This is a genomic window from Klebsiella pasteurii (assembly GCF_018139045.1).
Classification (GTDB): Bacteria; Pseudomonadota; Gammaproteobacteria; order Enterobacterales; family Enterobacteriaceae; genus Klebsiella; species Klebsiella grimontii.
The window spans coordinates 3975813-4001017 of sequence record NZ_CP073236.1; the positions used below are offsets into that span (position 1 = coordinate 3975813).

Here is a 25205-nt window from a genome sequence, read left to right on the forward strand (position 1 = left end):
GAGGGACAACATAATAAAGAAAAGCAGGGCATGCGCCACCGGATTCCGGTGGCGCGCTTTCCGGGAATATTGATTATGAAAACCGCAGGCAAACTTGTCGTCCTTGGCAGTATCAACGCCGATCACATCCTTAATCTCGACGCCTTCCCTACGCCCGGTGAAACTGTCACCGGTCATCATTATCAGGTCGCTTTCGGCGGTAAGGGGGCAAACCAGGCGGTTGCCGCCGGACGCAGCGGGGCAAATATCTCCTTTATCGCCTGTACCGGCGATGACGATATTGGCGAACGCGTTCGTCGTCAGCTGGACAGCGATAATATCGACGTCGCGCCGGTCAGGGCCGTTTCCGGAGAATCAACTGGCGTGGCGCTGATTTTTGTCAACGCTGAAGGTGAAAACACCATCGGTATTCACGCCGGTGCTAATGCCGCGCTCTGCGTTGCGCAGGTTGATGCGGAAAAAGAGCGTATTGCCAGCGCGCAGGCGCTGCTGATGCAGCTGGAATCACCGCTGGAAAGCGTACTGGCGGCGGCGAAAATTGCTCACCAAAATCAAACCTCGGTCATACTCAATCCTGCTCCGGCGCGTGAATTGCCGGATGAACTGTTAACGCTGGTGGATATCATTACCCCTAACGAGACCGAAGCGGAAAAGCTCACCGGCGTGCGCGTGGAAAACGACGAGGATGCGGCAAAAGCCGCTAAAGTGCTCCATGATAAAGGTATTGGTACGGTGATCATTACGCTTGGCAGCCGTGGTGTATGGGCCAGCAGCGAAGGTAACGGTCGTCGGGTTCCGGGATTTAAAGTGCAGGCGGTTGACACCATTGCCGCTGGCGATACCTTTAATGGCGCGCTGGTCACCGCGCTGCTTGAAGGTCGCGAACTGGCGGAGGCAATTCGTTTTGCCCATGCAGCTGCGGCTATCGCCGTCACCCGAAAAGGGGCTCAGCCCTCCGTGCCCTGGCGAAAAGAAATAGACGAATTTTTACGTCAACAGGGGTAACGCTTGGCCACCATGAAGGATGTAGCCCGCATCGCGGGCGTTTCCACTTCGACGGTTTCTCATGTCATTAACAAAGACCGTTTCGTTAGCGAAGCGATTACCGCTAAAGTCGACGCTGCGATTAAAAGCCTGAACTACGCGCCGTCCGCGCTGGCGCGTAGTCTCAAATTAAATCAAACCCGCACTATAGGTATGCTCATTACCGCCAGTACCAATCCGTTTTATTCGGAGCTGGTACGCGGCGTGGAGCGCAGCTGCTTCGAGCGGGGTTATAGCCTGGTGCTGTGTAATACCGAAGGCGATGAGCAGCGCATGAACCGTAATCTGGAGACGCTGATGCAAAAGCGCGTCGATGGTTTACTGTTGCTGTGCACTGAAACGCATCAACCTTCGCCGGAGATCATGCAGCGTTACCCTTCTGTTCCGACGGTGATGATGGACTGGGCGCCGTTCGACGGCGATAGCGATCTGATTCAGGATAACTCTCTGCTGGGTGGCGATATGGCGACGAAGTATCTGATCGACCAGGGCTACACGCGAATTGCCTGTATTGCGGGTCCGTTGGATAAAACGCCTGCCCGGCTGCGCCTGGAGGGGTATCAGTCAGCGATGGCTCGGGCCGGACTCACGATACCTGAAGGCTATGTGATTAGCAGCGATTTTGAGTTTGGCGGCGGATTTAGCGCCATGCAGAAGCTGCTGACCCTATCAACGCTGCCGCAGGCGGTGTTTATCGGTAACGATGCGATGGCGGTGGGCGCCTACCAGGCCCTTTATCAGGGCGGTCTGCGCATCCCTCAGGATATGGCGCTGGTGGGTTATGACGATATTGAACTGGCGCGCTATATGACGCCGCCGTTAACCACAATTCATCAACCGAAAGATGAACTGGGCGAGCTGGCCATCGATGTGCTGATTCACCGCATGGCCGATCCTGGGCAAAAACAGCAACGCATACAGTTAACCCCCGAGCTAGTGGTTCGCGGTTCAGCTTAACGCTTGTGCCGCTCCTTAATCAGGTTGCGGCCATCTTTTGCTCTTAATAAGGTAAATACCAGCGCCGATACCACGGTGATTGCCCCCATGGTAATAAAGGTGTAGTGGAACTGCTCAATGGTATTTGCGCTATCGAATCCTTCATAAAACCGCAGCACCGCCGCGCTAACGGCGACCCCAAGACTAATAGAAAGCTGCTGAGTAACAGCCAGCATGCTGTTGCCGCTGCTGGCATTGTCATCCGTTAAATCGGCGAGCGTGATGGTGTTCATTGAGGTGAACTGAGTGGACATCGCCATTCCCAAAACGAATAGCGGCAGCAGCAGCATCCAGATTGACATATCCGGAGTTTGCAGCGAAAACTGAGCGATCATCAGGCCGATAAATATCGTGACCCCGACCAGCGTTTTACGATAACCAAACCAGCGAAGTATCTGGGTGACGGTTGATTTCGCAATAATCGAACCAATAGCCGTAGGCGCTATCATGCATCCGGCGATAATCGCCGGATAACCGAAGCCAACCTGTAACATCAGCGGCATCAGGAACGGAACGCAACCGGTACCCAGGCGCGTGGCGAGGTTCCCCGCGATCCCGACAGAAAAGGTATGCGTCTTAAATAAAGAAAGTGAAATGAGCGGGGTGGGATGACGGCGAGCGTGGCGAATATAGGCCCACAGTAAAATGATGCTCAGAGCGATAACGGCCAAAGCCATCCATGTGGCGACAATTTTCTCGCCAAACAGCTCGATTCCGCTGGAGAACAGCACCAGGCTCAGGCCAAACAGTATAAAACCGAGCGTGTCGAAGCGGCGACGGGGCGTGGTGAAATCCGGCATATATTTGCGGGCATACACGATCCCGATAATGCCGATGGGAATATTAATCAGGAAAATCCAATGCCAGCTAGCCCAGGTGACCAAAACGCCGCCGAGTACGGGGCCAAGAATGGGGCCAACCAGCCCAGGCATCGTGACGAAGTTGAGTACCGGCAGCAGTTCGCTGCGCGGATAGGCACGCAGTAACGCCAGCCTCGCTACTGGCATCATCATTGCCCCGCCGATTCCCTGAATGACGCGGAAAATAACCAGTTCCATCAGCGAGTTTGACAGGGCGCAGGCAAGAGAACCGAGTGTGAACAGGCTGACGGCGATGATAAATACTTTCCGCGTGCCGAAACGGTCGGCCAGCCAACCACTGACCGGAATAAGCATAGCCACCGTCAGCGTATAGCTGATGATGGCCGATTGCATCGCTAGCGGTGAACGGTTGAGACTATGGGCGATAGCGGGAAGGGCTGTATTCAGAATGGTGGCGTCGAGCGCCTGCATAAAAAAAGCCATCGCTGCGATCCATGGCAGCCCGGCCATACTGCGGCCTTTCTTTTTGGTCATTCGTTACCCTTGCGATTTGTCGGAATGATTGGGGGCACTCAGCAACGCCTGGCAGGCGTTAAGCGCTCGCGAGCCGTCGCTATCCAGAATGGCATCAACGATTGCCTGATGCAGATCCAGTTTCACCACTTCATTTTGAGTAATTGATGTGAAGTAGGTGTGATAGACCGAATGAAATAAAGAGGCGAAAGAGATCAGGAAAGGGTTGCCGCTCATTTCATATATATGTTCATGCCAGGCCATATCGACTTCAATCCAGCGCTCGCGCTGAAAGTTCCTCTTTAGCTCAATCATCTCCTCCATCAAGGCGTTAAGCTGGGCTTTTTGCTCCGGCGTGCCTGACGTTGACGCCAGAAAACAGGCTTGAGGTTCCAGGCTACCGCGCATAACGAGGAAATGGCTGACAACATCAGAGAAGTTATCTTCTGTTAACCACCAGGCCAGGAGTTCTTTATCGAGAAAGTTCCAGCTGCTGCGCGGCATCACCCGCGTACCGATGCGTGGCCGTGGTAAAAGCATACCTTTTGCCGTTAGCGTCTTAACCGCTTCACGCACGGCGGTGCGGCTCACGCCGAATTGTTCGCCCAGCTCCATCTCGCCAGGAAGGATACTTTCTGGCTGATATTCACCGGTCAAAATTTTTTGAGCCAGCTTCTCCGCTAATACCCAGGATATATTCTTTTGTGCCGCCAACTGCTGTGCGCTTAAAGACATACAATGCCGTTCCTTTCTCTTTTTTACCTTACCAGTATGCCATCTGACGGCTTGCTTCGTTGGTTAAAACGGCAAAACGCCGGTTTTTTGCTACATCACGCGCCGTAATGATGAAAAAAGAGGCGGTTGAAAAGTTTTTTGCATTTAGCCCTTGTCACTTCAGAATTACCCCCTATAATGCGCCTCCACTGACACGGAACAACGGCACGTAAGCCGCCGGGTCAACGGGATTCAGCGATGAATGCCGGCAGAGAAAAGCGAAATTAAACGCTTGACTCTGAAAGAGGAAAGCGTAATATACGCCACCTCGCAACGGTGAGCGAAAGCCGCGTTGCACTGCTCTTTAACAATTTATCAGACAATCTGTGTGGGCACTCAAAGTGACATGGATTCTTAACGTCGCAAGACGAAAAATGAATACCAAGTCTCAAAGAGTGAACACGTAATTCATTACGAAGTTTAATTCTACGAGCATCAAACTTAAATTGAAGAGTTTGATCATGGCTCAGATTGAACGCTGGCGGCAGGCCTAACACATGCAAGTCGAACGGTAGCACAGAGAGCTTGCTCTCGGGTGACGAGTGGCGGACGGGTGAGTAATGTCTGGGAAACTGCCTGATGGAGGGGGATAACTACTGGAAACGGTAGCTAATACCGCATAACGTCGCAAGACCAAAGAGGGGGACCTTCGGGCCTCTTGCCATCAGATGTGCCCAGATGGGATTAGCTAGTAGGTGGGGTAACGGCTCACCTAGGCGACGATCCCTAGCTGGTCTGAGAGGATGACCAGCCACACTGGAACTGAGACACGGTCCAGACTCCTACGGGAGGCAGCAGTGGGGAATATTGCACAATGGGCGCAAGCCTGATGCAGCCATGCCGCGTGTATGAAGAAGGCCTTCGGGTTGTAAAGTACTTTCAGCGGGGAGGAAGGCGATAAGGTTAATAACCTTGTCGATTGACGTTACCCGCAGAAGAAGCACCGGCTAACTCCGTGCCAGCAGCCGCGGTAATACGGAGGGTGCAAGCGTTAATCGGAATTACTGGGCGTAAAGCGCACGCAGGCGGTCTGTCAAGTCGGATGTGAAATCCCCGGGCTCAACCTGGGAACTGCATTCGAAACTGGCAGGCTGGAGTCTTGTAGAGGGGGGTAGAATTCCAGGTGTAGCGGTGAAATGCGTAGAGATCTGGAGGAATACCGGTGGCGAAGGCGGCCCCCTGGACAAAGACTGACGCTCAGGTGCGAAAGCGTGGGGAGCAAACAGGATTAGATACCCTGGTAGTCCACGCTGTAAACGATGTCGACTTGGAGGTTGTTCCCTTGAGGAGTGGCTTCCGGAGCTAACGCGTTAAGTCGACCGCCTGGGGAGTACGGCCGCAAGGTTAAAACTCAAATGAATTGACGGGGGCCCGCACAAGCGGTGGAGCATGTGGTTTAATTCGATGCAACGCGAAGAACCTTACCTACTCTTGACATCCAGAGAACTTAGCAGAGATGCTTTGGTGCCTTCGGGAACTCTGAGACAGGTGCTGCATGGCTGTCGTCAGCTCGTGTTGTGAAATGTTGGGTTAAGTCCCGCAACGAGCGCAACCCTTATCCTTTGTTGCCAGCGGTCCGGCCGGGAACTCAAAGGAGACTGCCAGTGATAAACTGGAGGAAGGTGGGGATGACGTCAAGTCATCATGGCCCTTACGAGTAGGGCTACACACGTGCTACAATGGCATATACAAAGAGAAGCGACCTCGCGAGAGCAAGCGGACCTCATAAAGTATGTCGTAGTCCGGATTGGAGTCTGCAACTCGACTCCATGAAGTCGGAATCGCTAGTAATCGTGGATCAGAATGCCACGGTGAATACGTTCCCGGGCCTTGTACACACCGCCCGTCACACCATGGGAGTGGGTTGCAAAAGAAGTAGGTAGCTTAACCTTCGGGAGGGCGCTTACCACTTTGTGATTCATGACTGGGGTGAAGTCGTAACAAGGTAACCGTAGGGGAACCTGCGGTTGGATCACCTCCTTACCTTAAAGAACCTGCCTTTGTAGTGCTCACACAGATTGTCTGATGAATGATAAATTTCAAAATGTACTGTGAAGTGCATTGTGAAATTTTGCTCTTTAAAAATCTGGATCAAGCTGAAAATTGAAACGACACACAGTTAATGTGTGTTCGAGTCTCTCAAATTTTCGCGACACGACGATGTTTTACGAAACATCTTCGGGTTGTGAGGTTAAGCGACTAAGCGTACACGGTGGATGCCCTGGCAGTCAGAGGCGATGAAGGACGTGCTAATCTGCGAAAAGCGTCGGTAAGGTGATATGAACCGTTACAGCCGGCGATGTCCGAATGGGGAAACCCAGTGCAATTCGTTGCACTATCGTTTGATGAATACATAGTCAAACGAGGCGAACCGGGGGAACTGAAACATCTAAGTACCCCGAGGAAAAGAAATCAACCGAGATTCCCCCAGTAGCGGCGAGCGAACGGGGAGCAGCCCGGAGTCTGAATCAGCTTGTGTGTTAGTGGAAGCGTCTGGAAAGTCGCAGGGTACAGGGTGATACTCCCGTACACTAAAACACACAGGTTGTGAACTCGAAGAGTAGGGCGGGACACGTGGTATCCTGTCTGAATATGGGGGGACCATCCTCCAAGGCTAAATACTCCTGACTGACCGATAGTGAACCAGTACCGTGAGGGAAAGGCGAAAAGAACCCCGGCGAGGGGAGTGAAAAAGAACCTGAAACCGTGTACGTACAAGCAGTAGGAGCCCACTTGTTGGGTGACTGCGTACCTTTTGTATAATGGGTCAGCGACTTATATTCTGTAGCAAGGTTAACCGTATAGGGGAGCCGCAGGGAAACCGAGTCTTAACTGGGCGTTAAGTTGCAGGGTATAGACCCGAAACCCGGTGATCTAGCCATGGGCAGGTTGAAGGTTGGGTAACACTAACTGGAGGACCGAACCGACTAATGTTGAAAAATTAGCGGATGATTTGTGGCTGGGGGTGAAAGGCCAATCAAACCGGGAGATAGCTGGTTCTCCCCGAAAGCTATTTAGGTAGCGCCTCGTGAATTCATCTTCGGGGGTAGAGCACTGTTTCGGCTAGGGGGTCATCCCGACTTACCAACCCGATGCAAACTACGAATACCGAAGAATGTTATCACGGGAGACACACGGCGGGTGCTAACGTCCGTCGTGAAGAGGGAAACAACCCAGACCGCCAGCTAAGGTCCCAAAGTCATGGTTAAGTGGGAAACGATGTGGGAAGGCCCAGACAGCCAGGATGTTGGCTTAGAAGCAGCCATCATTTAAAGAAAGCGTAATAGCTCACTGGTCGAGTCGGCCTGCGCGGAAGATGTAACGGGGCTAAACCATGCACCGAAGCTGCGGCAGCGACGCTTAGGCGTTGTTGGGTAGGGGAGCGTTCTGTAAGCCGTTGAAGGTGGCCTGTGAGGGTTGCTGGAGGTATCAGAAGTGCGAATGCTGACATAAGTAACGATAATGCGGGTGAAAAACCCGCACGCCGGAAGACCAAGGGTTCCTGTCCAACGTTAATCGGGGCAGGGTGAGTCGACCCCTAAGGCGAGGCCGAAAGGCGTAGTCGATGGGAAACAGGTTAATATTCCTGTACTTGGTGTTACTGCGAAGGGGGGACGGAGAAGGCTATGTTGGCCGGGCGACGGTTGTCCCGGTTTAAGCGTGTAGGTGTGTGTTCCAGGTAAATCCGGTTCACTTTAACACTGAGGCGTGATGACGAGGCACTACGGTGCTGAAGTGACAAATGCCCTGCTTCCAGGAAAAGCCTCTAAGCATCAGGTAACATCAAATCGTACCCCAAACCGACACAGGTGGTCAGGTAGAGAATACCAAGGCGCTTGAGAGAACTCGGGTGAAGGAACTAGGCAAAATGGTGCCGTAACTTCGGGAGAAGGCACGCTGATATGTAGGTGAAGTGATTTACTCATGGAGCTGAAATCAGTCGAAGATACCAGCTGGCTGCAACTGTTTATTAAAAACACAGCACTGTGCAAACACGAAAGTGGACGTATACGGTGTGACGCCTGCCCGGTGCCGGAAGGTTAATTGATGGGGTTATCCGTAAGGAGAAGCTCTTGATCGAAGCCCCGGTAAACGGCGGCCGTAACTATAACGGTCCTAAGGTAGCGAAATTCCTTGTCGGGTAAGTTCCGACCTGCACGAATGGCGTAATGATGGCCAGGCTGTCTCCACCCGAGACTCAGTGAAATTGAACTCGCTGTGAAGATGCAGTGTACCCGCGGCAAGACGGAAAGACCCCGTGAACCTTTACTATAGCTTGACACTGAACACTGGTCCTTGATGTGTAGGATAGGTGGGAGGCTTTGAAGTGTGGACGCCAGTCTGCATGGAGCCATCCTTGAAATACCACCCTTTAATGGCTGGTGTTCTAACGTGGGCCCGTAATCCGGGTTGCGGACAGTGTCTGGTGGGTAGTTTGACTGGGGCGGTCTCCTCCTAAAGAGTAACGGAGGAGCACGAAGGTCAGCTAATCCTGGTCGGACATCAGGAGGTTAGTGCAATGGCATAAGCTGGCTTGACTGCGAGCGTGACGGCGCGAGCAGGTGCGAAAGCAGGTCATAGTGATCCGGTGGTTCTGAATGGAAGGGCCATCGCTCAACGGATAAAAGGTACTCCGGGGATAACAGGCTGATACCGCCCAAGAGTTCATATCGACGGCGGTGTTTGGCACCTCGATGTCGGCTCATCACATCCTGGGGCTGAAGTAGGTCCCAAGGGTATGGCTGTTCGCCATTTAAAGTGGTACGCGAGCTGGGTTTAGAACGTCGTGAGACAGTTCGGTCCCTATCTGCCGTGGGCGCTGGAGAATTGAGGGGGGCTGCTCCTAGTACGAGAGGACCGGAGTGGACGCATCACTGGTGTTCGGGTTGTCATGCCAATGGCATTGCCCGGTAGCTAAATGCGGAAGAGATAAGTGCTGAAAGCATCTAAGTACGAAACTTGCCCCGAGATGAGTTCTCCCTGACTCCTTGAGAGTCCTGAAGGAACGTTGAAGACGACGACGTTGATAGGCCGGGTGTGTAAGCGCAGCGATGCGTTGAGCTAACCGGTACTAATGAACCGTGAGGCTTAACCTTACAACGCCGAAGATGTTTTGGCGGATTGAGAAGAGAACAATTTCAGCATTGATTCAGAGTTGAGTACGCAATAATTTGCGCAGCAGCAAGGCGACAAGCGAAGGAAAGGAAGGAGCATACTGAGGTATGTGACTGACTTTGCGAGCGCGGGCAACGCGGCAGATGCGATAAAGAATTGCGTACTGAGCACAAAGAATTTGCCTGGCGGCGATAGCGCGGTGGTCCCACCTGACCCCATGCCGAACTCAGAAGTGAAACGCCGTAGCGCCGATGGTAGTGTGGGGTCTCCCCATGTGAGAGTAGGGAACTGCCAGGCATCAAACACGTGAAGAGCCCATCCTGACGGATGGGCTTTTTGCGTTTTTATAGCCTGAGAAATCAGTGATGAATTAGCAAGATGACGCGTAGCGACATCTCTGCAATCTCAATTAAGGTTGCGATTAAGCCCTTTTTGACCATTGCATAATAAAAGCGGCTATCTGCGGAATATTATTTAAATCTAAAAAGGGAAGCGACGTCTCGACAGGCGTATCGCTAGCTACGGCAATCACGTCATCATCAAATACTAATTCTTCTTTGCAATGTCCGCTGTTTTTCCGAAAAAGCAGAATTTTTGGCACAGCTTCATGTTTAAAACCTTCAACCAGTACGAGATCTAACGTTGATGTGTCCATTCGGCTAACCAGCCATGCTAGATCCAGCGGAGGCTCTTCGGGTGTTTCCGTCATTAATGCCCAACGCTGCGAGCTGGCGACAATCGTCTGAGCCGCTCCTGCTTTACGTAGCTCATAGCTATCTTTACCGGGTTTATCCACGTCCATAACATGATGGGTATGTTTAATGAGCCCAGGACGTATGCCTTCCGCGCGTAGCGCTGGAATCAGCGCTTTCAATAAGGTTGTTTTACCCGTGCCGCTCCAGGCGGCGATGGCTAAAAGAGGGATCATGATGACGCCTGCATACTTTGTAAATCGCTGAGAGTGTTGACGTTAATAAAGGCTGATTTTACATCGCTAAAATCGACGCTATGCCCCCCCATTTTGCGCATAAACACCATAACCCGCCGCTCGCCTACCGCCAGATAGCTTTCCAGCTCGCTAATCACCTCTCGATTCACCAGAGCAATCGCCGGATGGTCGCGTTCACCGTCGTGTACCCAAACGACCGGGGATGACTTTTTTTGCAGTATTAAGCGCTCAGCCAGAAATGATGGAATAAAAGGCGTATCGCACGGACAAAACAGAAACCACTCACCCTCAACCTGATGCATAACGGAAAGCATGCCAGCTAGCGGCCCGGGAAAGTCGTTCAGAGAGTCGGTAATAATCGGGTAGCCGCTGCTTCGCCAGCAATCAAGATTGCGGTTAGCGCTAATCACCAGCTTTGTGACCTGGGGTTGCAGCGTATCGGCGACATGACGCCACAGCGCTTTCCCCTTCAGCAACTGCAATCCTTTATCAACACCTCCCATACGCGTACCTCTCCCACCTGCCAGTACAACGCCGGTTATTACCTTACCCTGCATATTAATATCGCCTCTTTCATTGTGGGATTGTCCCTGCTAACGTACACCTATCAAGAGTAAGGAGCATTGCTATGAAATGTAAACGCCTGAATGAAGTCATTGAACTCCTCCAGCCGGCCTGGCAGAAAGAACCCGAGCTGAATTTGATTCAATTTTTGCAAAAACTGGCGAAAGAGGCTGGTTATGCCGGTGAACTGAGCGATCTTTCCGACGATATTCTGATTTATCACCTGAAGATGCGCGACTCGGCAAAAGAGGCCGTTATCCCCGGTATCCAGAAAGATTATGAAGAAGATTTTAAAACTGCGCTGCTACGCGCTCGCGGAGTGATTAAAGAGTAAAAGGTTGTAAGCGCTGCCGCGGAATCGGCAATGAGATGATATCCTGTATCATTCGTACGATTATCGGATGTCAGGATGCACGATAAGGCTTTCACTTTTCAGACGCTTCACCCGGATACCATCATTGATGGTTTATTTGATCTGGGAATGCGGGTGGACTCAGGTCTTACCCCGCTTAATAGCTATGAGAACCGAGTTTACCAGTTTCAGGACGAAGACCGTCGCCGCTATGTGGTGAAGTTCTATCGTCCTGAGCGCTGGTCCGCCGAACAAATCCTCGAAGAACACCAGTTTTCCCTTCAGCTCGTTCAGGACGAAGTCCCTGTAGCGGCGCCATTGTCATTTAACGGAAGTACCCTTCATCAGCATCAGGGGTTCTTTTTCGCCGTGTTCCCAAGCCTGGGGGGACGTCAGTTTGAGGCGGATAACCTCGATCAGATGGAATGGGTTGGGCGCTACCTTGGCCGTCTGCATCAAACGGGACGCAAACAGCGTTTTGTCGCGCGCCCGGAGATTGGCACCAATGAGTACCTTCTTGAGCCCCGGCAGGTCTTTGAGCTCTCCCCGCTGATACCAGCAGGGCTGAAAGAGGCTTTTCTTAGCGCCACCGATAAGCTGATAGATGCGGTAATGGCGCAATGGCACGGACGCGCCAATATCTTACGTTTACACGGTGATTGCCATGCAGGAAACATCCTCTGGCGCGATGGCCCTTTGTTTGTTGATTTAGATGATTCACGTAATGGACCTGCTATCCAGGATCTGTGGATGCTGTTGAACGGTGATAAGGCCGAGCAACGGATGCAGCTTGAGATGATCATTGAAGCGTATGAAGAGTTTAGCTCTTTTAATACGGATGAAATTGCCCTCATTGAACCTTTACGTGCAATGCGCTTAGTTTATTATCTGGCGTGGTTGTTAAGGCGCTGGGAAGATCCTGCTTTTCCTAAGAACTTCCCGTGGTTAACAGGGGAAGATTACTGGCGTGGGCAGACAACAACTTTTCTTGAGCAGGTAAAGGTTCTACAGGAACCGCCTCTTCAGTTAACGCCAATGTATTAATGTGATATATCCAGGAGAGAGTTAATCATGAAAAAAATTTGGCTGGCGCTGGCTGGTATGATTCTGGCTTTTAGTGCATCCGCTGCCCAGATCACCGACGGTAAGCAGTATATTACCCTCGATAAGCCCGTTGCTGGCGAGCCTCAGGTGCTGGAGTTTTTCTCGTTCTACTGCCCGCACTGCTATCAGTTTGAAGAAGTGCTTCATGTGTCAGATAACGTGAAGAAAAAGCTGCCTGAAGGCGTCAAAATGACGAAATACCACGTTGAGTTCCTGGGCCCGTTGGGCAAGGATCTGACTCAGGCGTGGGCCGTCGCGATGGCGCTGGGTGTGGAAGACAAGATCACTGTCCCGATGTTTGAAGCGGTACAGAAAACACAGACCGTTCAGACCGTAGCCGATATTCGTAAGGTCTTCGTTGACGCTGGCGTTAAAGGTGAAGATTACGATGCAGCCTGGAACAGTTTTGTAGTGAAATCCCTGGTGGCTCAGCAAGAGAAAGCCGCCGCTGATTTCCAGCTGCAGGGCGTACCCGCTATGTACGTTAACGGCAAATATCAGCTTAACCCGCAGGGTATGGATACCAGCAATATGGACGCATTTGTTGCCCAGTATGCCGATACCGTTAAGCAGTTAGTTGAGAAGAAATAAAAAATAAACGCCGGTTACTGACCGGCGTTACGCTTTTCAGCGCCCAGCATCATTTTCCTTTCTGCTGCATTATTTCCGTTAACTGACGATCTTTATCTTCCCAAAGCGTATTTAGCCAGCGCTGAAACCGCCGCTTAAAGTTTTTATCATTCACATAATCGCCGCGCAGCTCTTCTGTCACGGGTTCAAGGCGGATGCGTACCACAATCCGCGTTAATCGGCCGCTCAGCATGTCGTAAAACGGTCGGTGATGATTCTCTGGATAACACAGTGTAACGTTCATCAGCTTATCAAACTGCGAGCCCAGGACGCTTAATGCCATGGCAGTACCGGCAGCTTTTGGTGCTAATAAATTATTATAAGGCGAGCGGGTCTGCAGCCGCTTCTCTTCAGTAAAACGTGAGCCTTCGACAAAGTTAACGATAGTGGTGGGATGCGAGCGGAATTTCTCGCAGGAGCGACGGGTGGTTTCCACATCTTTGCCGCGGCGTTCTGGATGGCGGATTAAATAACCCCGGGAATAACGGCGCATAAAAGGCATATCCAACGCCCAGCAGGCCAGGCCAATAAACGGCACCCAGGCGAGCTGTTGCTTCAGGAAATATTTATTCATCGGGATATGTTTGCGGAACAGTACGCAAAGCACCACGATATCGGCCCAGCTATGGTGGTTGCTGATAAGCAGATACCAGTTTTTCTTGTTCAAGCCTTCCAGGCCCTCAACATCCCACTTAAGCCAGGGATTAAGGCGCAGCAGCAGGGCCAACCCTTCACACCAGCAGTACATCATGAAATTGCAGAAAATGGATATCGAGCGCCAGACCGCAGTAACAGGCACAAGCAGTTTAATCAGCCCCGCGATGATTATTGGCACGGAACATATAATGGTGACTACGATAGTCAGGGCGATACTCAGCGGGAGCGTTATCGCAGCGAGTAATCTCGACATAGTTAATTTATTCAGAAAGTTAGGCTGACAAAGAACGCGTTTAAACAGCGCAAGCGGCTGATTTTACCAGAAAATAGAGCAAATGACGGGTTTTACCTGGATAGAAAAATTTCCGGATCTTATATCCACATGGAACATTGAGTCATCATGATGTTATTAACGCAAGTCATTAATTCATAATGTCATGATAAATATAGAATAATTTATCAATAGATTATTTTATTAATGATGGTTTAGTCATCGTTATAAAACTATTCACAAAGTTATCCACAGGCTGACACATCATACGATCGACGGGATCGCGGAATCTTTTCGACGAAATGCGGGAAAAATTCAGGATTTAATGCCCGTCTGTGGCATCCTTTACCGATAATCTGATAAACAGGCACGGAAATTATGGTTCAGATCCCAGAAAACCCTCTCATCCTCGTTGACGGCTCCTCTTACCTTTATCGGGCATATCACGCGTTCCCTCCGCTGACGAATAGCGCTGGCGAGCCGACAGGCGCAATGTATGGCGTACTGAATATGCTGCGAAGCCTGATCCTGCAGTATCAACCGACCCATGCCGTCGTCGTGTTTGATGCCAAGGGGAAGACTTTCCGTGATGAACTGTTTGAGCACTATAAATCTCATCGCCCGCCGATGCCGGACGATCTTCGGGCGCAGATCGAGCCGCTGCATGCAATGGTCAAGGCGATGGGCCTGCCGCTGATGGCCGTCCCTGGCGTAGAAGCTGACGATGTCATCGGTACCCTGGCGCGTGAAGCTGAAAAGGTCGGGCGTCCGGTACTGATTAGCACCGGCGATAAAGACATGGCTCAGCTGGTTACGCCGGGTATTACGCTGATTAACACCATGACCAACACCATCCTTGGCCCGGATGAAGTGGTGACCAAATATGGCGTGCCGCCGGAGCTGATCATCGATTTTCTGGCCCTGATGGGGGACTCATCGGACAACATCCCTGGCGTACCAGGCGTGGGTGAGAAGACGGCGCAGGCGTTGTTACAGGGGCTGGGCGGCCTTGATACGCTATATGCGGAACCTGAAAAAATCGCCGGACTGACCTTCCGCGGTGCAAAAACAATGGCAGCGAAGCTGGAGCAGAATAAAGAGGTGGCCTATCTCTCTTATCAGCTGGCGACAATCAAAACCGACGTCGAGCTGGATCTGGGCTGCGAAGATCTGCTGGTTGCACAGCCCATCGCTGATGAACTGCTGACGCTATTTAAAAAGTATGAGTTCAAACGCTGGATCACCGATGTCGAGTCCGGCAAGTGGATGCAGGCAAAAGGCGCGAAGCCTGCGGCGAACCCGGTAGCAGCGGTGGCAGCAGTGGCTGATGCCGAAGAGGAAACCGCCACGGCGCTCTCTTCTGAAAACTATGTCACGATTCTTGATGAAGAAACGCTGCTGACCTGGATTGAAAACCTGAAGAAAGCGCCGCTTTTTGCCTTTGATACCGAAACTGACAGCCTGGATAACGTTTCAGCCAATATGGTCGGTTTATCCTTCGCTATTGAGCCTGGCGTTGCGGCCTATGTACCGGTTGCCCATGATTATCTGGATGCACCGGATCAGATCCCGCGTGACCGTGTCCTTGAGCTACTGAAACCGCTACTGGAAGATGACAAGATTCTGAAGGTTGGGCAAAACCTCAAATATGACCGCGGTATCCTGGCTAACTACGACATTGAATTGCGCGGTATTGCCTTTGATACTATGCTGGAATCTTACATTCTTGACAGCGTGGCGGGCCGCCATGATATGGATAGCCTCTCCGATCGCTGGCTGAAGCACAAAACCATTACTTTTGAAGAGATTGCGGGTAAAGGTAAAAACCAGCTTACATTCAACCAAATCGCGCTGGAAGAAGCGGGCCGCTACGCGGCGGAAGATGCCGACGTCACGCTACAGCTGCACCTGAAAATGTGGCCTAAACTTCAGCAAAATGAAGGCCCGCTGAACGTCTTTAAAAATATTGAAATGCCGCTGGTGCCGGTACTATCCCGCATTGAGCGCAATGGCGTGAAGATCGATCCGGCCGTACTGCATGCGCATTCTCAGGAGATAGCCAAGCGCCTGGTTGAGCTGGAGAAAAAAGCGTACGATATCGCGGGTGAAGAGTTTAACCTTTCTTCTCCGAAGCAGCTGCAAACGATCTTGTTTGAAAAACAAGGTATTAAGCCGCTGAAGAAAACCCCGGGCGGCGCGCCCTCGACCTCGGAAGAGGTGCTGGAAGAGCTGGCGTTGGACTATCCGCTGCCGAAAGTCATCCTCGAATATCGTGGTCTGGCCAAACTCAAGTCCACCTATACCGATAAGCTGCCGCTGATGATCAGCCCGAAAACGGGCCGGGTTCACACCTCTTATCACCAGGCGGTTACGGCAACGGGACGTTTGTCGTCTACCGATCCGAACCTGCAGAATATTCCGGTGCGCAATGATGAAGGGCGCCGTATCCGCCAGGCGTTTATTGCACCGGAAGATTATCTCATTGTCTCTGCCGACTACTCGCAAATTGAACTGCGCATCATGGCGCATCTGTCTCGCGACAAGGGCCTGTTGACCGCGTTTGCGGAGGGGAAGGATATCCACCGCGCGACGGCGGCCGAGGTTTTCGGTTTGCCGCTGGAGAGCGTCAGCAGCGAGCAGCGCCGCAGCGCGAAGGCAATCAACTTCGGCCTTATTTATGGCATGAGCGCGTTCGGACTTGCGCGCCAGCTCAATATTCCACGCAAAGAAGCGCAAAAGTATATGGATCTCTACTTTGAGCGCTATCCGGGCGTGCTGGAGTATATGGAGCGCACCCGCGCCCAGGCAAAAGAGCAGGGGTATGTTGAAACGCTCGATGGTCGTCGCCTCTATTTGCCGGACATCAAATCCAGCAACGGAGCGCGTCGTGCCGGTGCCGAGCGTGCGGCGATCAACGCGCCGATGCAGGGAACCGCCGCCGATATTATTAAGCGTGCGATGATCGCCGTCGACAGCTGGCTGCTAAGTGAAAAACCACGCGTGCGGATGATCATGCAGGTGCACGATGAATTGGTCTTTGAAGTGCATAAGGACGATCTTGCGGCGGTTGCGAAAAAGATCCATGAACTGATGGAAAGCAGTACGACGCTGGCGGTTCCGCTACTGGTGGAAGTTGGAAGCGGAGAAAACTGGGATCAAGCGCACTAAGTATTCGGCAGGTATGGTCATTTCTTGTAAGTGAGTAACATAACTTATCGTATTTTGTGATGATCATTTGAATTTGCTATGTAAAGAGTGAAAAAAAACTACAAAAAATGCTTTATCCGTAATCGAAAGAAGAGTAGAGTTAAAGACGTAGGGTACAGAGGTAAGATGTTCTATCTTTCAGACCTTTTACTTCACGTAATCGGATTTGGCTGAATATTTTAGCCGCCCCGGTCATTTATGACCGGGGCGTTTTTTATTGCGCGAAAGAAAATTTTTGCGTATCGATGCTGATGAGGCGGGCTACCCGGACAGGGCGTCAAGCGCCGCTACCCGGGGTAATTAGCGAGACTATTCGCCGTCTTCAGGTTCTTCCTGTGGTGGGATATCGTTATACCAGCTATCCAGTTTCTGCCGTAGTTTATCCACGCCTTGCTTCTTCAGGGAAGAAAATCCTTCCACCTGCACATCTCCGTTAAAGGCGGTTACCGCTTCACGGACCATAGCGATCTGCGCTTTCCGCGCGCCGCTGGCCAGCTTATCGGCTTTGGTCAGCAGCACCAGAACCGGAATATCGCTTTCAACCGCCCATTGGATCATCTGCTGATCGAGATCTTTAAGCGGATGACGGATATCCATCAGCACAACCAGGCCTTTCAGGCAAAGGCGTTTCTCGAGATATTCACCCAGTGCGCGCTGCCACTTGATTTTCATCTCTTCGGGAACCTGGGCATAACCATAGCCCGGCAGGTCGACCAGGCGTTTGCCCTCAGCGACTTCAAACAAGTTAATCAGCTGCGTACGGCCGGGCGTCTTCGAAGTACGCGCCAGGCTTTTCTGGTTAGTCAGCGTGTTCAGAGCGCTGGATTTCCCGGCGTTAGAGCGGCCAGCAAAGGCCACTTCAATACCGGTATCGGCAGGAAGATGGCGGATATCTGGCGCGCTAGTGACAAAATGCGTCAGTTGATAATTCCAGTTGGTCAAGACGGTCGTCTCCGTTAAATCAGGCTTTGACGGGGATTATACCTGAACAGCAGAAAAAGGCTGTTTTTACCGCACCTCATCGCTGTAAGCTAAAACCACAGTCTTTGTAAGACATTGGCTATTGATTATATGAGAAATACATGAGGAAAAACTGAGTAAACATAATACAAATTCTGATAAATCATCGTGTTGGGCTGAAAGAAAATTCTGAAACTCGTTTTTTTTCCGTACAGTCGGTTGTAGGTTTTTCTCAAAACAGTAAAGTAGCGGTCAAAGGCGAGGATGCTGACAGGATTATGACTCAGGATGAGGAGTCAGGAAGCGCCAGGAGGCGAGGACTACGGATTGTCAGGATGACAAACGTCTGGAGACGTTTTAAAAGGAAATGGATGTAACAGGGACCGTTGGTCGCTAAAGGAAAGACAGGGTGTGTCGTTAGCGAACATGGAAAGTAGAAGCCCATTAAGGGTTGTTAGTGCGGAAAAAGGCGACAGAGTAATCTGTCGCCTTTTTTCTTTGCTTGCTTTCTGCTAGATTCCGCCTCAATTCTATACTGAAGAAAACGGCCTGAAGATTACACAACATGAAAAAACCGACATCCGTACCTCGCGGCAAAAAAAATCGCAAAACCCGTGAAGAATTGAACCAGGAAGCCCGCGAGCGTAAGCATCAGAAGAAGCATCGTGGCCACGCGGCAGGAAGTCGTGCGACCGGTGGCGAGACCGCTTCGGCAGGTAAAAAACAAGGCCAGCAGCAAGATCCCCGAATTGGCAGTAAAAAACCAATCCCGCTGGGCGTAACTGAAAATGCTCCGGCGATTAAGCAGCATAAACCAAAGAGCGAGAAACCTATGCTTTCACCGCAGGCTGAGCTGGATTTGCTGGAGAACGATGAGCGCCTGGACGCGCTGCTGGAACGTCTGGAAGAGGGCGGCACCCTGAATGCCGAAGAGCAGGCCTGGGTTGACGCCAAGCTGGATCGTATTGATGAGCTGATGCAGCAGCTGGGCCTCTCATACGATGATGACGAAGATGAAGAAGAGGAAGAGCGCAAAGAAGATATGATGCGTCTGCTGAAGGGTGGAAACTAACGTTTGCACCCCATCGGATTCCCGGTCCTGCTTATAACCCTTCTGGTTATATGTTATCTGCTGTGGTTATTCGTTAAACTACGACGGTTGTCGCGGCGTCAAAAATGGCTGCGCAACCGGCTCATTACCCGAGGTGCGGTTGGGCCGGGGCGGCGTACCCGCCGACGGTACCATCGGAAGGAGTGAGCATGTCTGTGCAGTTAATCGACTGGGATCTGGCCCTGATCCAGAAATATAACTATTCCGGGCCGCGTTATACTTCGTATCCCACCGCGCTGGAGTTTTCTCCAGAATTCGGCGCCGCTGAATTTGATGCGGCGGTTGCCCGTTATCCGCAGCGTCCCTTGTCGCTGTACGTGCATATCCCGTTTTGCCATAAGCTCTGCTATTTCTGCGGCTGCAATAAAATCGTCACCCGCCAACAGCATAAGGCCGACCAGTATCTGGATGTGCTTGAGCAGGAGATTATTCATCGCGCGCCGCTTTTTGCTGGCCGCAAAGTTAATCAGCTGCACTGGGGCGGCGGTACGCCAACGTATTTAAACAAGGCGCAAATTAGTCGTCTGATGGGTCTGCTGCGTACCCATTTCAATTTTAACGCGGATGCAGAGATCTCCATTGAGGTTGATCCGCGCGAAATCGAACTCGATGTGCTGGATCATTTACGCGGCGAAGGCTTTAATCGCCTGAGTATGGGCGTGCAGGACTTCAACAAAGAAGTACAGCGCCTGGTGAATCGCGAGCAGGATGAGGCCTTTATCTTCGCGCTACTCAACCATGCGCGCGACATTGGCTTTACCTCGACTAATATCGACCTGATTTACGGCCTGCCGAAGCAGACGCCGCAGAGCTTCGCTTATACGCTACAGAAAGTGGCGGAGCTTAATCCCGATCGTCTGAGCGTGTTCAATTACGCGCATCTGCCCACGCTCTTCGCCGCGCAGCGCAAAATCAAAGATGCCGATTTGCCCTCAGCGGAGCAGAAGCTGGACATTCTTCAGGAAACCATCAATTCACTGACGGCCGCGGGATATCAGTTTATCGGCATGGACCACTTTGCCCGTCCGGATGATGAACTGGCGATAGCCCAACGTGAAGGTATCCTGCATCGGAACTTCCAGGGATATACCACCCAGGGAGACACCGACCTGCTGGGGATGGGCGTGTCGGCGATCAGCATGATTGGCGATTGCTACGCGCAGAACCAGAAAGAGTTGAAGCAGTATTATCAGCAGGTTGATGAAACCGGAACTGCGCTGTGGCGCGGTATCGCGTTGACTCGCGATGACTGTATCCGCCGTGACGTGATTAAGGCGCTGATTTGTAACTTCCGTCTCGACTTCGCTGCGGTAGAAGCGCAGTGGGATCTTACCTTCGATAGCTACTTTGCCGACGATATGAAATTGCTGGCGCCGCTGGCCAAAGACGGGCTGGTGGATATGGATGGGAAAGGCATTCAGGTAACGCCGAAAGGCCGGCTGCTGATTCGCAATATCTGCATGTGTTTTGATGCATATCTGCGCCAGAAAGCGCGGATGCAGCAGTTTTCCCGCGTCATATAAGCAATATCCCCTCTCCTGGCAGGAGAGGGGATATTATCAGCTAAACAGGCCAACCATTGCCGCGCACAGAACGGCAGCGACCGCCGTCTGCGGCGTATGACCCGCTGCAACACCGCTCGATATAATATTAATGAGTGACTCAAGCATGATTTCTCCCCCGTCTTTCCGGGCAAGATCATACTCAACGCATGGCAACAGTAAAGTACAAAATAGCAGCAGTTTGCGCTGGGTGACTATTTTTTACTCGCCAGTGCGCAGCTACTCCATCCCCAACTCTTTCAGCTTACGCGTCAGGGTATTACGACCCCATCCCAGCAGCCGGGCCGCCTCTTGTTTATGCCCCTGAGTGTGGCGTAAGGCGGTGGTCAGCAGCGTGCGCTCCATCTCAGGTTGCGCTTCCGATAGCAGGTTTTGATGACCGGAACGCAAAGCGCGATCGGCCCACTGTCCCAGCAGCGTGGCCCAGCTATCCGGCAGCATTTGCGTTGGGTTATCCGGTATCGCGGTTTCAAAAAGCTCGCTGGGAAGATCCTGCGTCAGAACCTCCTGACCTGCGGCCATTACCGTCAGCCATCGACAGGTATTTTCCAGCTGACGTACGTTACCCGGCCATGCCAGTCGGGTTAACGCCATCTCCGTCTCCGGATGCAGCTGTTTGGCCTCTACGCCTAGCTCACGGGCGGCGATTTGCAGGAAATGTCGCGCCAGACGGGGGATATCTTCCCGACGTTCGCGCAGCGGCGGCAGATGGACGCGAATCACGTTAAGGCGGTGGAATAAATCCTCGCGGAATTTTCCTTCCTGGACGCGCAGCTCAAGGTTCTGGTGGGTTGCGGCAATGATGCGCACATCCACTTTCACCGGCGCATAGCCGCCGACGCGATAAAACTGGCCATCAGCGAGGACGCGCAGCAGGCGAGTCTGTACGTCCAGCGGCATATCGCCGATCTCGTCGAGGAACAGCGTGCCGCCGTCTGCCTGCTCAAAGCGTCCCTGACGCACAGTATTAGCGCCGGTAAAGGCCCCTTTCTCGTGGCCAAATAGTTCTGATTCGATTAAATCTTTAGGTATTGCCGCCATATTTAGCGCGATAAACGGCGCCTTGGCGCGCGGACTGTGCCGATGGAGAGCATGGGCAACCAGCTCTTTACCGGTACCGGATTCCCCGTTGATCAGTACGCTGATTGATGAACGCGACAGGCGGCCGATAATGCGAAAAACGTCCTGCATGGCCGGCGCTTCGCCGATGATATCGGCCGTCGGGCTGTTAATCGGCGCATTACGCGGCTGCTGCTGTTCCTGGTAATGGCTAATCGCACGGTCGACCAGCGCCACCGCTTCATCGATATCAAACGGTTTCGGCAGATAATCAAAGGCGCCCTGCTGATAGGCGCTGACCGCCGCGTCAAGATCCGAATGCGCCGTCATTATGATGACCGGGAGCATCGGATGACGCTGTTTAATTTGCTTTAGCAGCGCCAGCCCATCCATCCCCGGCATGCGGATATCCGACAGCAGCACATCCGGGGTTTTGGTCGTGAGGGCATCAAGCACCTCATTGCCGCTTTCAAACGTTGTACAACTCAAGCCTGCCCCGGTGAGCGCGCGTTCAAGCACCCAACGGATGGAGCTATCGTCGTCAACGATCCATGCTATCCCTCGTTGCATAAACACCTCTACTTCCGAATAGGCAGGTACACCGAGAATTCGGTATGCCCTGGCCAACTGGTAAATTCAATTTTGCCGGAGTGCTGATCGATAAGGCTGCGGGCGATAGACAGACCGAGTCCGGTACCGCCTTCGCGTCCGCTCACCATGGGATAAAACAGCGTATCCTGTAAGTGAGATGGGATTCCCGGGCCGTTATCTTCAACGTCGATACGCGCTGCGAGGCGGTAGCGCACGCCGTGCAGGGTTAACTGGAAGGCCGTCCGGGTGCGCAGAGTGATCTCTCCGCCCTCCGGTCCCAGCGCCTGCAGCGCGTTGCGTACGATGTTCAGCAGCACTTGTTCAATTTGGTCTGGGTCGTGCGGGAGTTCTGGCAGGCTGGGGTCATAGTCGCGCACCAGCTTAACGTTATCCGGTAGTTCCATCGACACCAGCTTCACCACCCGCTCAGCGACCTTGTGGATGCTTTCTGTTACATGCATTCCGGGATGCTGTGGTCCCAGTAGACGGTCGACCAGATTTCTTAACCGGTCGGCCTGTTCAATAATGACTTTGGTATATTCCATTAGCGCAGGGTCGGGCAGCGCTTTGCTCAGCAGCTGCGCCGCGCCGCGCAGGCCGCCCAGCGGATTTTTAATCTCGTGGGCCAGACCACGCACTAAGTCACGCGCGGCAATCTGTTGTGCGTGCTGTAGCTGCTCCTGGCTCAGGCGACGCTGATTATCCATCGGCGCCATTTCCAGCAGGATATAGCCTTCCGGTAGGCGTTGCGCCGTTAGGGAAAGGATATGCGAGCGGCCATCAATAACCAGCGTCACTTCGTTATCGGTAAAACCCTGACCTGCGGCGAGGCTCTCTTGCATGAGGCCGATATTCAGCGAGAAATAGCTCAACAGCTCCGGCAGCGGCGTGCCGAATAATTTACGCGAGCTTTGCGCCAACAGCTGCTGCGCCGCCGGGTTCGCGTAATGTACCGCCAGGTCGTCATCGACCAGTAAGATACTGTTGATTAAAGAGTTAAGGATCTGCCCAGCATCGGGCAGTGTGCCTGTTGCCATTCGACAGTCTCCTGAAAAAGAGTGCACCATTTTAGTGCAGTATAGCTTTTTATGAATAAAAAGCTCATGGGATCAGCGCGTTGGTGGAGAAAAAAGCCCATCCTGAGATGGGCTGAAAGTTTCCACGGCAACAAAACATCCTTGGTACCCCACGCCACAACACGGAATACCGCGGATTTACAGCAAAATTAGACGCTGTAGTACAGCTCAAACTCAACCGGGTGCGGAGTCATGCGTACGCGGTCGTTTTCTTCAATACGCAGGGCGATGTAAGCATCGATAGCGTCGTTGGTGAATACGCCGCCGGCGGTCAGGAATTCACGGTCCGCGTCCAGCGCGTTCAGTGCTTCTTCCAGAGAGCCTGCAACCTGTGGGATCTCTTTCGCTTCTTCCGGCGGCAGATCGTACAGGTTTTTATCCATGGCTTCGCCCGGATGGATTTTGTTCTTGATACCGTCAAGGCCAGCCATCAGCAGCGCCGCGAAGCACAGGTACGGGTTAGCAGCCGGGTCCGGGAAGCGAACTTCGATACGGCGCGCTTTCGGAGAGGTGACAACCGGAATACGGATAGACGCGGAACGGTTACGGGCAGAGTAAGCCAGCATAACCGGCGCTTCGTAACCCGGGACCAGACGCTTGTAGGAGTTGGTGGTCGGGTTAGCCAGGGCGTTAATCGCTTTAGCGTGTTTGATTACGCCGCCGATATAGTACAGCGCTTGTTCAGACAGGCCTGCGTATTTGTCGCCGGAGAACAGGTTTACGCCGTTCTTGGACAGGGACATGTGGCAGTGCATACCGGAACCGTTATCGCCAAACATCGGTTTTGGCATAAAGGTCGCGGTTTTGCCGAAACGGTGTGCAACGTTGTGCACAACGTATTTGTAAATCTGAATTTCGTCCGCTTTTTTGGTCATGGTGTTAAAGCGGGTCGCGATTTCGTTCTGGCCCGCAGTCGCCACTTCGTGGTGGTGAGCTTCAACAACCAGACCCATCTCTTCCATGATCATACACATGGTGGAGCGGATATCCTGTGAGGAGTCTACTGGCGGAACCGGGAAGTAACCGCCTTTCACACCCGGACGGTGGCCCTTGTTGCCGCCTTCGTATTTGGTGGAAGAGTTCCATGCGCCTTCGATATCGTCGATAGCAACGTGGGAACCGGAGATGGAGGCACCAAAACGGATGTCGTCGAACAGGAAGAATTCTGGTTCTGGCCCGAACAGCACGGTGTCAGCCAGACCGGTAGAGCGCAGATACTCTTCAGCGCGCTTAGCAATGGAACGCGGGTCGCGATCATAGCCCTGCAGGGTGCCTGGTTCCAGGATGTCGCAGCGGATGATCAGCGTCGGTTCTTCATAGAACGGGTCGATCAGCGCGGTGGTTGCATCCGGCATCAGAACCATGTCGGATTCGTTAATACCTTTCCAGCCGCCAATCGAGGAGCCATCAAACATTTTGCCTTCTTCGAAGAATTCGGCATTTACCTGATGAGAAGGAATAGTAACGTGCTGTTCTTTACCTTTGGTATCGGTGAAGCGCAGATCGACAAACTTCACTTCATGCTCGTTCAGCATCGTCAAAACGTGTTCAGCGGACATACTTAAACTCTCCCGGATTGGTCATTGTCGTCGTGGAAACGAAAACTTTTTAACTACGTAAAGTGGCGTTGTTGCCTTAAAAAATATAAAGCGAAATCTGTGCCAACTTTTAAATTGCCCCCAAAAGGCGTTATCATGCACATCATCGTGCAAAAGGGCTGCACCAAAATGAATGCATTGCACCAATATAGTGCATTTGTGTGAACATTGGGCACTTATTTGGTGCAATTGACCTTGAATAACCCTTTTAACGCTCCGTGAAAGCGATCACAAAGAATCTCTGCAATACT

Annotated in this window: 19 protein-coding genes and 3 rRNA genes; 12 read left to right on the top strand and 10 right to left on the bottom strand. The window is 52.3% G+C overall.

The features are described from left to right. The first annotated feature begins 72 nt into the window (after positions 1-72). Both rbsK and rbsR read left to right on the top strand, forming a co-directional pair. Positions 73-1005 carry a ribokinase gene (rbsK, locus tag KCG39_RS18695; protein ID WP_170100868.1) on the top strand — a complete coding sequence of 311 codons (933 nt, stop codon included), beginning with the start codon at positions 73-75 and terminating at the stop codon, positions 1003-1005. A gap of 12 nt (positions 1006-1017) precedes the next feature. Then, positions 1018-2001 carry a ribose operon transcriptional repressor RbsR gene (gene rbsR, locus KCG39_RS18700; RefSeq protein WP_185910500.1) on the top strand — a complete coding sequence of 328 codons (984 nt, stop codon included), beginning with the start codon at positions 1018-1020 and terminating at the stop codon, positions 1999-2001. On the opposite strand, the gene mdtD is transcribed toward rbsR, so the two are convergent. Both mdtD and KCG39_RS18710 read right to left on the bottom strand, forming a co-directional pair. Next, positions 1998-3395: a multidrug transporter subunit MdtD gene (mdtD, locus tag KCG39_RS18705; protein ID WP_087828634.1), complete on the bottom strand. Its 1398-nt coding sequence runs from the start codon at positions 3393-3395 to the stop codon at positions 1998-2000. The two genes, rbsR and mdtD, sit on opposite strands and share 4 nt — an antisense overlap. 3 nt (positions 3396-3398) lie before the next feature. After that, positions 3399-4109: a FadR/GntR family transcriptional regulator gene (locus tag KCG39_RS18710; RefSeq protein ID WP_004127068.1), complete on the bottom strand. Its 711-nt coding sequence runs from the start codon at positions 4107-4109 to the stop codon at positions 3399-3401. A 482-nt stretch (positions 4110-4591) separates the two neighbouring features. Here KCG39_RS18710 and KCG39_RS18715 point away from each other — a divergent pair. The 3 genes from KCG39_RS18715 (at position 4592) to rrf (ending at position 9560) form a co-directional block, all read left to right on the top strand. Further along, a 16S ribosomal RNA gene (locus KCG39_RS18715) occupies positions 4592-6131 on the top strand. Between the two features lie 206 nt (positions 6132-6337). Next, positions 6338-9244: ribosomal RNA gene (locus KCG39_RS18720) — 23S ribosomal RNA — on the top strand. Between the two features lie 200 nt (positions 9245-9444). Then, positions 9445-9560, top strand: a 5S ribosomal RNA gene (gene rrf, locus KCG39_RS18725). The 16S, 23S and 5S rRNA genes sit together here, the layout of an rRNA operon. 124 nt (positions 9561-9684) lie before the next feature. On the opposite strand, the gene mobB is transcribed toward rrf, so the two are convergent. Next, positions 9685-10191, bottom strand: a complete 507-nt coding sequence (gene mobB, locus KCG39_RS18730) for a molybdopterin-guanine dinucleotide biosynthesis protein MobB (protein ID WP_004127071.1) — start codon at positions 10189-10191, stop codon at positions 9685-9687. Further along, on the bottom strand, positions 10188-10769 hold the full coding sequence (gene mobA / locus KCG39_RS18735) for a molybdenum cofactor guanylyltransferase MobA (protein WP_211811445.1): 582 nt from the start codon (positions 10767-10769) through the stop codon (positions 10188-10190). The genes mobB and mobA overlap by 4 nt, the downstream gene beginning before the upstream one ends. Positions 10770-10840: 71 nt before the next feature. Here mobA and KCG39_RS18740 point away from each other — a divergent pair, with 71 nt between their 5' ends. The 3 genes from KCG39_RS18740 (at position 10841) to dsbA (ending at position 12823) form a co-directional block, all read left to right on the top strand. Beyond that, positions 10841-11110, top strand: a complete 270-nt coding sequence (locus KCG39_RS18740) for a YihD family protein (protein ID WP_004127077.1) — start codon at positions 10841-10843, stop codon at positions 11108-11110. Positions 11111-11185: 75 nt separating this feature from the next. Then, a complete protein-coding gene (locus KCG39_RS18745; RefSeq protein WP_004127079.1) occupies positions 11186-12172 on the top strand; it encodes a serine/threonine protein kinase in 987 nt (328 codons plus the stop codon). Positions 12173-12199: 27 nt separating this feature from the next. Beyond that, positions 12200-12823 (top strand): thiol:disulfide interchange protein DsbA, encoded by a 624-nt coding sequence (dsbA, locus tag KCG39_RS18750; protein ID WP_004127082.1) that lies wholly within the window; start codon positions 12200-12202, stop codon positions 12821-12823. 49 nt (positions 12824-12872) lie between these two features. Here the strand turns inward: dsbA and KCG39_RS18755 are convergent, their stop codons facing one another. Then, on the bottom strand, positions 12873-13772 hold the full coding sequence (locus tag KCG39_RS18755; RefSeq protein WP_142468115.1) for an acyltransferase: 900 nt from the start codon (positions 13770-13772) through the stop codon (positions 12873-12875). 396 nt (positions 13773-14168) lie between these two features. Here KCG39_RS18755 and polA point away from each other — a divergent pair, with 396 nt between their 5' ends. Both polA and spfP read left to right on the top strand, forming a co-directional pair. Further along, positions 14169-16958: a DNA polymerase I gene (gene polA, locus KCG39_RS18760; RefSeq protein ID WP_049113225.1), complete on the top strand. Its 2790-nt coding sequence runs from the start codon at positions 14169-14171 to the stop codon at positions 16956-16958. Between the two features lie 165 nt (positions 16959-17123). Beyond that, complete coding sequence (spfP, locus tag KCG39_RS28155; RefSeq protein WP_071892919.1) at positions 17124-17171, top strand: small protein SpfP; 48 nt, start codon at positions 17124-17126, stop codon at positions 17169-17171. A 135-nt stretch (positions 17172-17306) separates the two neighbouring features. On the opposite strand, the gene yihA is transcribed toward spfP, so the two are convergent. Further along, a complete protein-coding gene (gene yihA / locus KCG39_RS18765) occupies positions 17307-17939 on the bottom strand; it encodes a ribosome biogenesis GTP-binding protein YihA/YsxC (protein ID WP_004127091.1) in 633 nt (210 codons plus the stop codon). 583 nt (positions 17940-18522) lie between these two features. Between yihA and yihI the strand changes: the two genes are divergently transcribed. After that, complete coding sequence (gene yihI / locus KCG39_RS18770; RefSeq protein ID WP_142445133.1) at positions 18523-19029, top strand: Der GTPase-activating protein YihI; 507 nt, start codon at positions 18523-18525, stop codon at positions 19027-19029. A 188-nt stretch (positions 19030-19217) separates the two neighbouring features. Continuing rightward, a complete protein-coding gene (gene hemN / locus KCG39_RS18775) occupies positions 19218-20591 on the top strand; it encodes an oxygen-independent coproporphyrinogen III oxidase (RefSeq protein ID WP_142468116.1) in 1374 nt (457 codons plus the stop codon). Positions 20592-20627: 36 nt separating this feature from the next. Here the strand turns inward: hemN and KCG39_RS18780 are convergent, their stop codons facing one another. The 4 genes from KCG39_RS18780 to glnA form a co-directional block, all read right to left on the bottom strand. Further along, positions 20628-20738, bottom strand: coding sequence for a YshB family small membrane protein (locus tag KCG39_RS18780; RefSeq protein WP_004127096.1), 111 nt, complete (start codon positions 20736-20738; stop codon positions 20628-20630). Between the two features lie 111 nt (positions 20739-20849). After that, on the bottom strand, positions 20850-22259 hold the full coding sequence (glnG, locus tag KCG39_RS18785; RefSeq protein WP_004107350.1) for a nitrogen regulation protein NR(I): 1410 nt from the start codon (positions 22257-22259) through the stop codon (positions 20850-20852). Between the two features lie 8 nt (positions 22260-22267). Beyond that, complete coding sequence (gene glnL, locus KCG39_RS18790) at positions 22268-23317, bottom strand: nitrogen regulation protein NR(II) (RefSeq protein ID WP_004127098.1); 1050 nt, start codon at positions 23315-23317, stop codon at positions 22268-22270. 188 nt (positions 23318-23505) lie between these two features. Then, complete coding sequence (gene glnA / locus KCG39_RS18795; RefSeq protein WP_004127100.1) at positions 23506-24915, bottom strand: glutamate--ammonia ligase; 1410 nt, start codon at positions 24913-24915, stop codon at positions 23506-23508. Positions 24916-25205 lie beyond the last annotated feature (290 nt).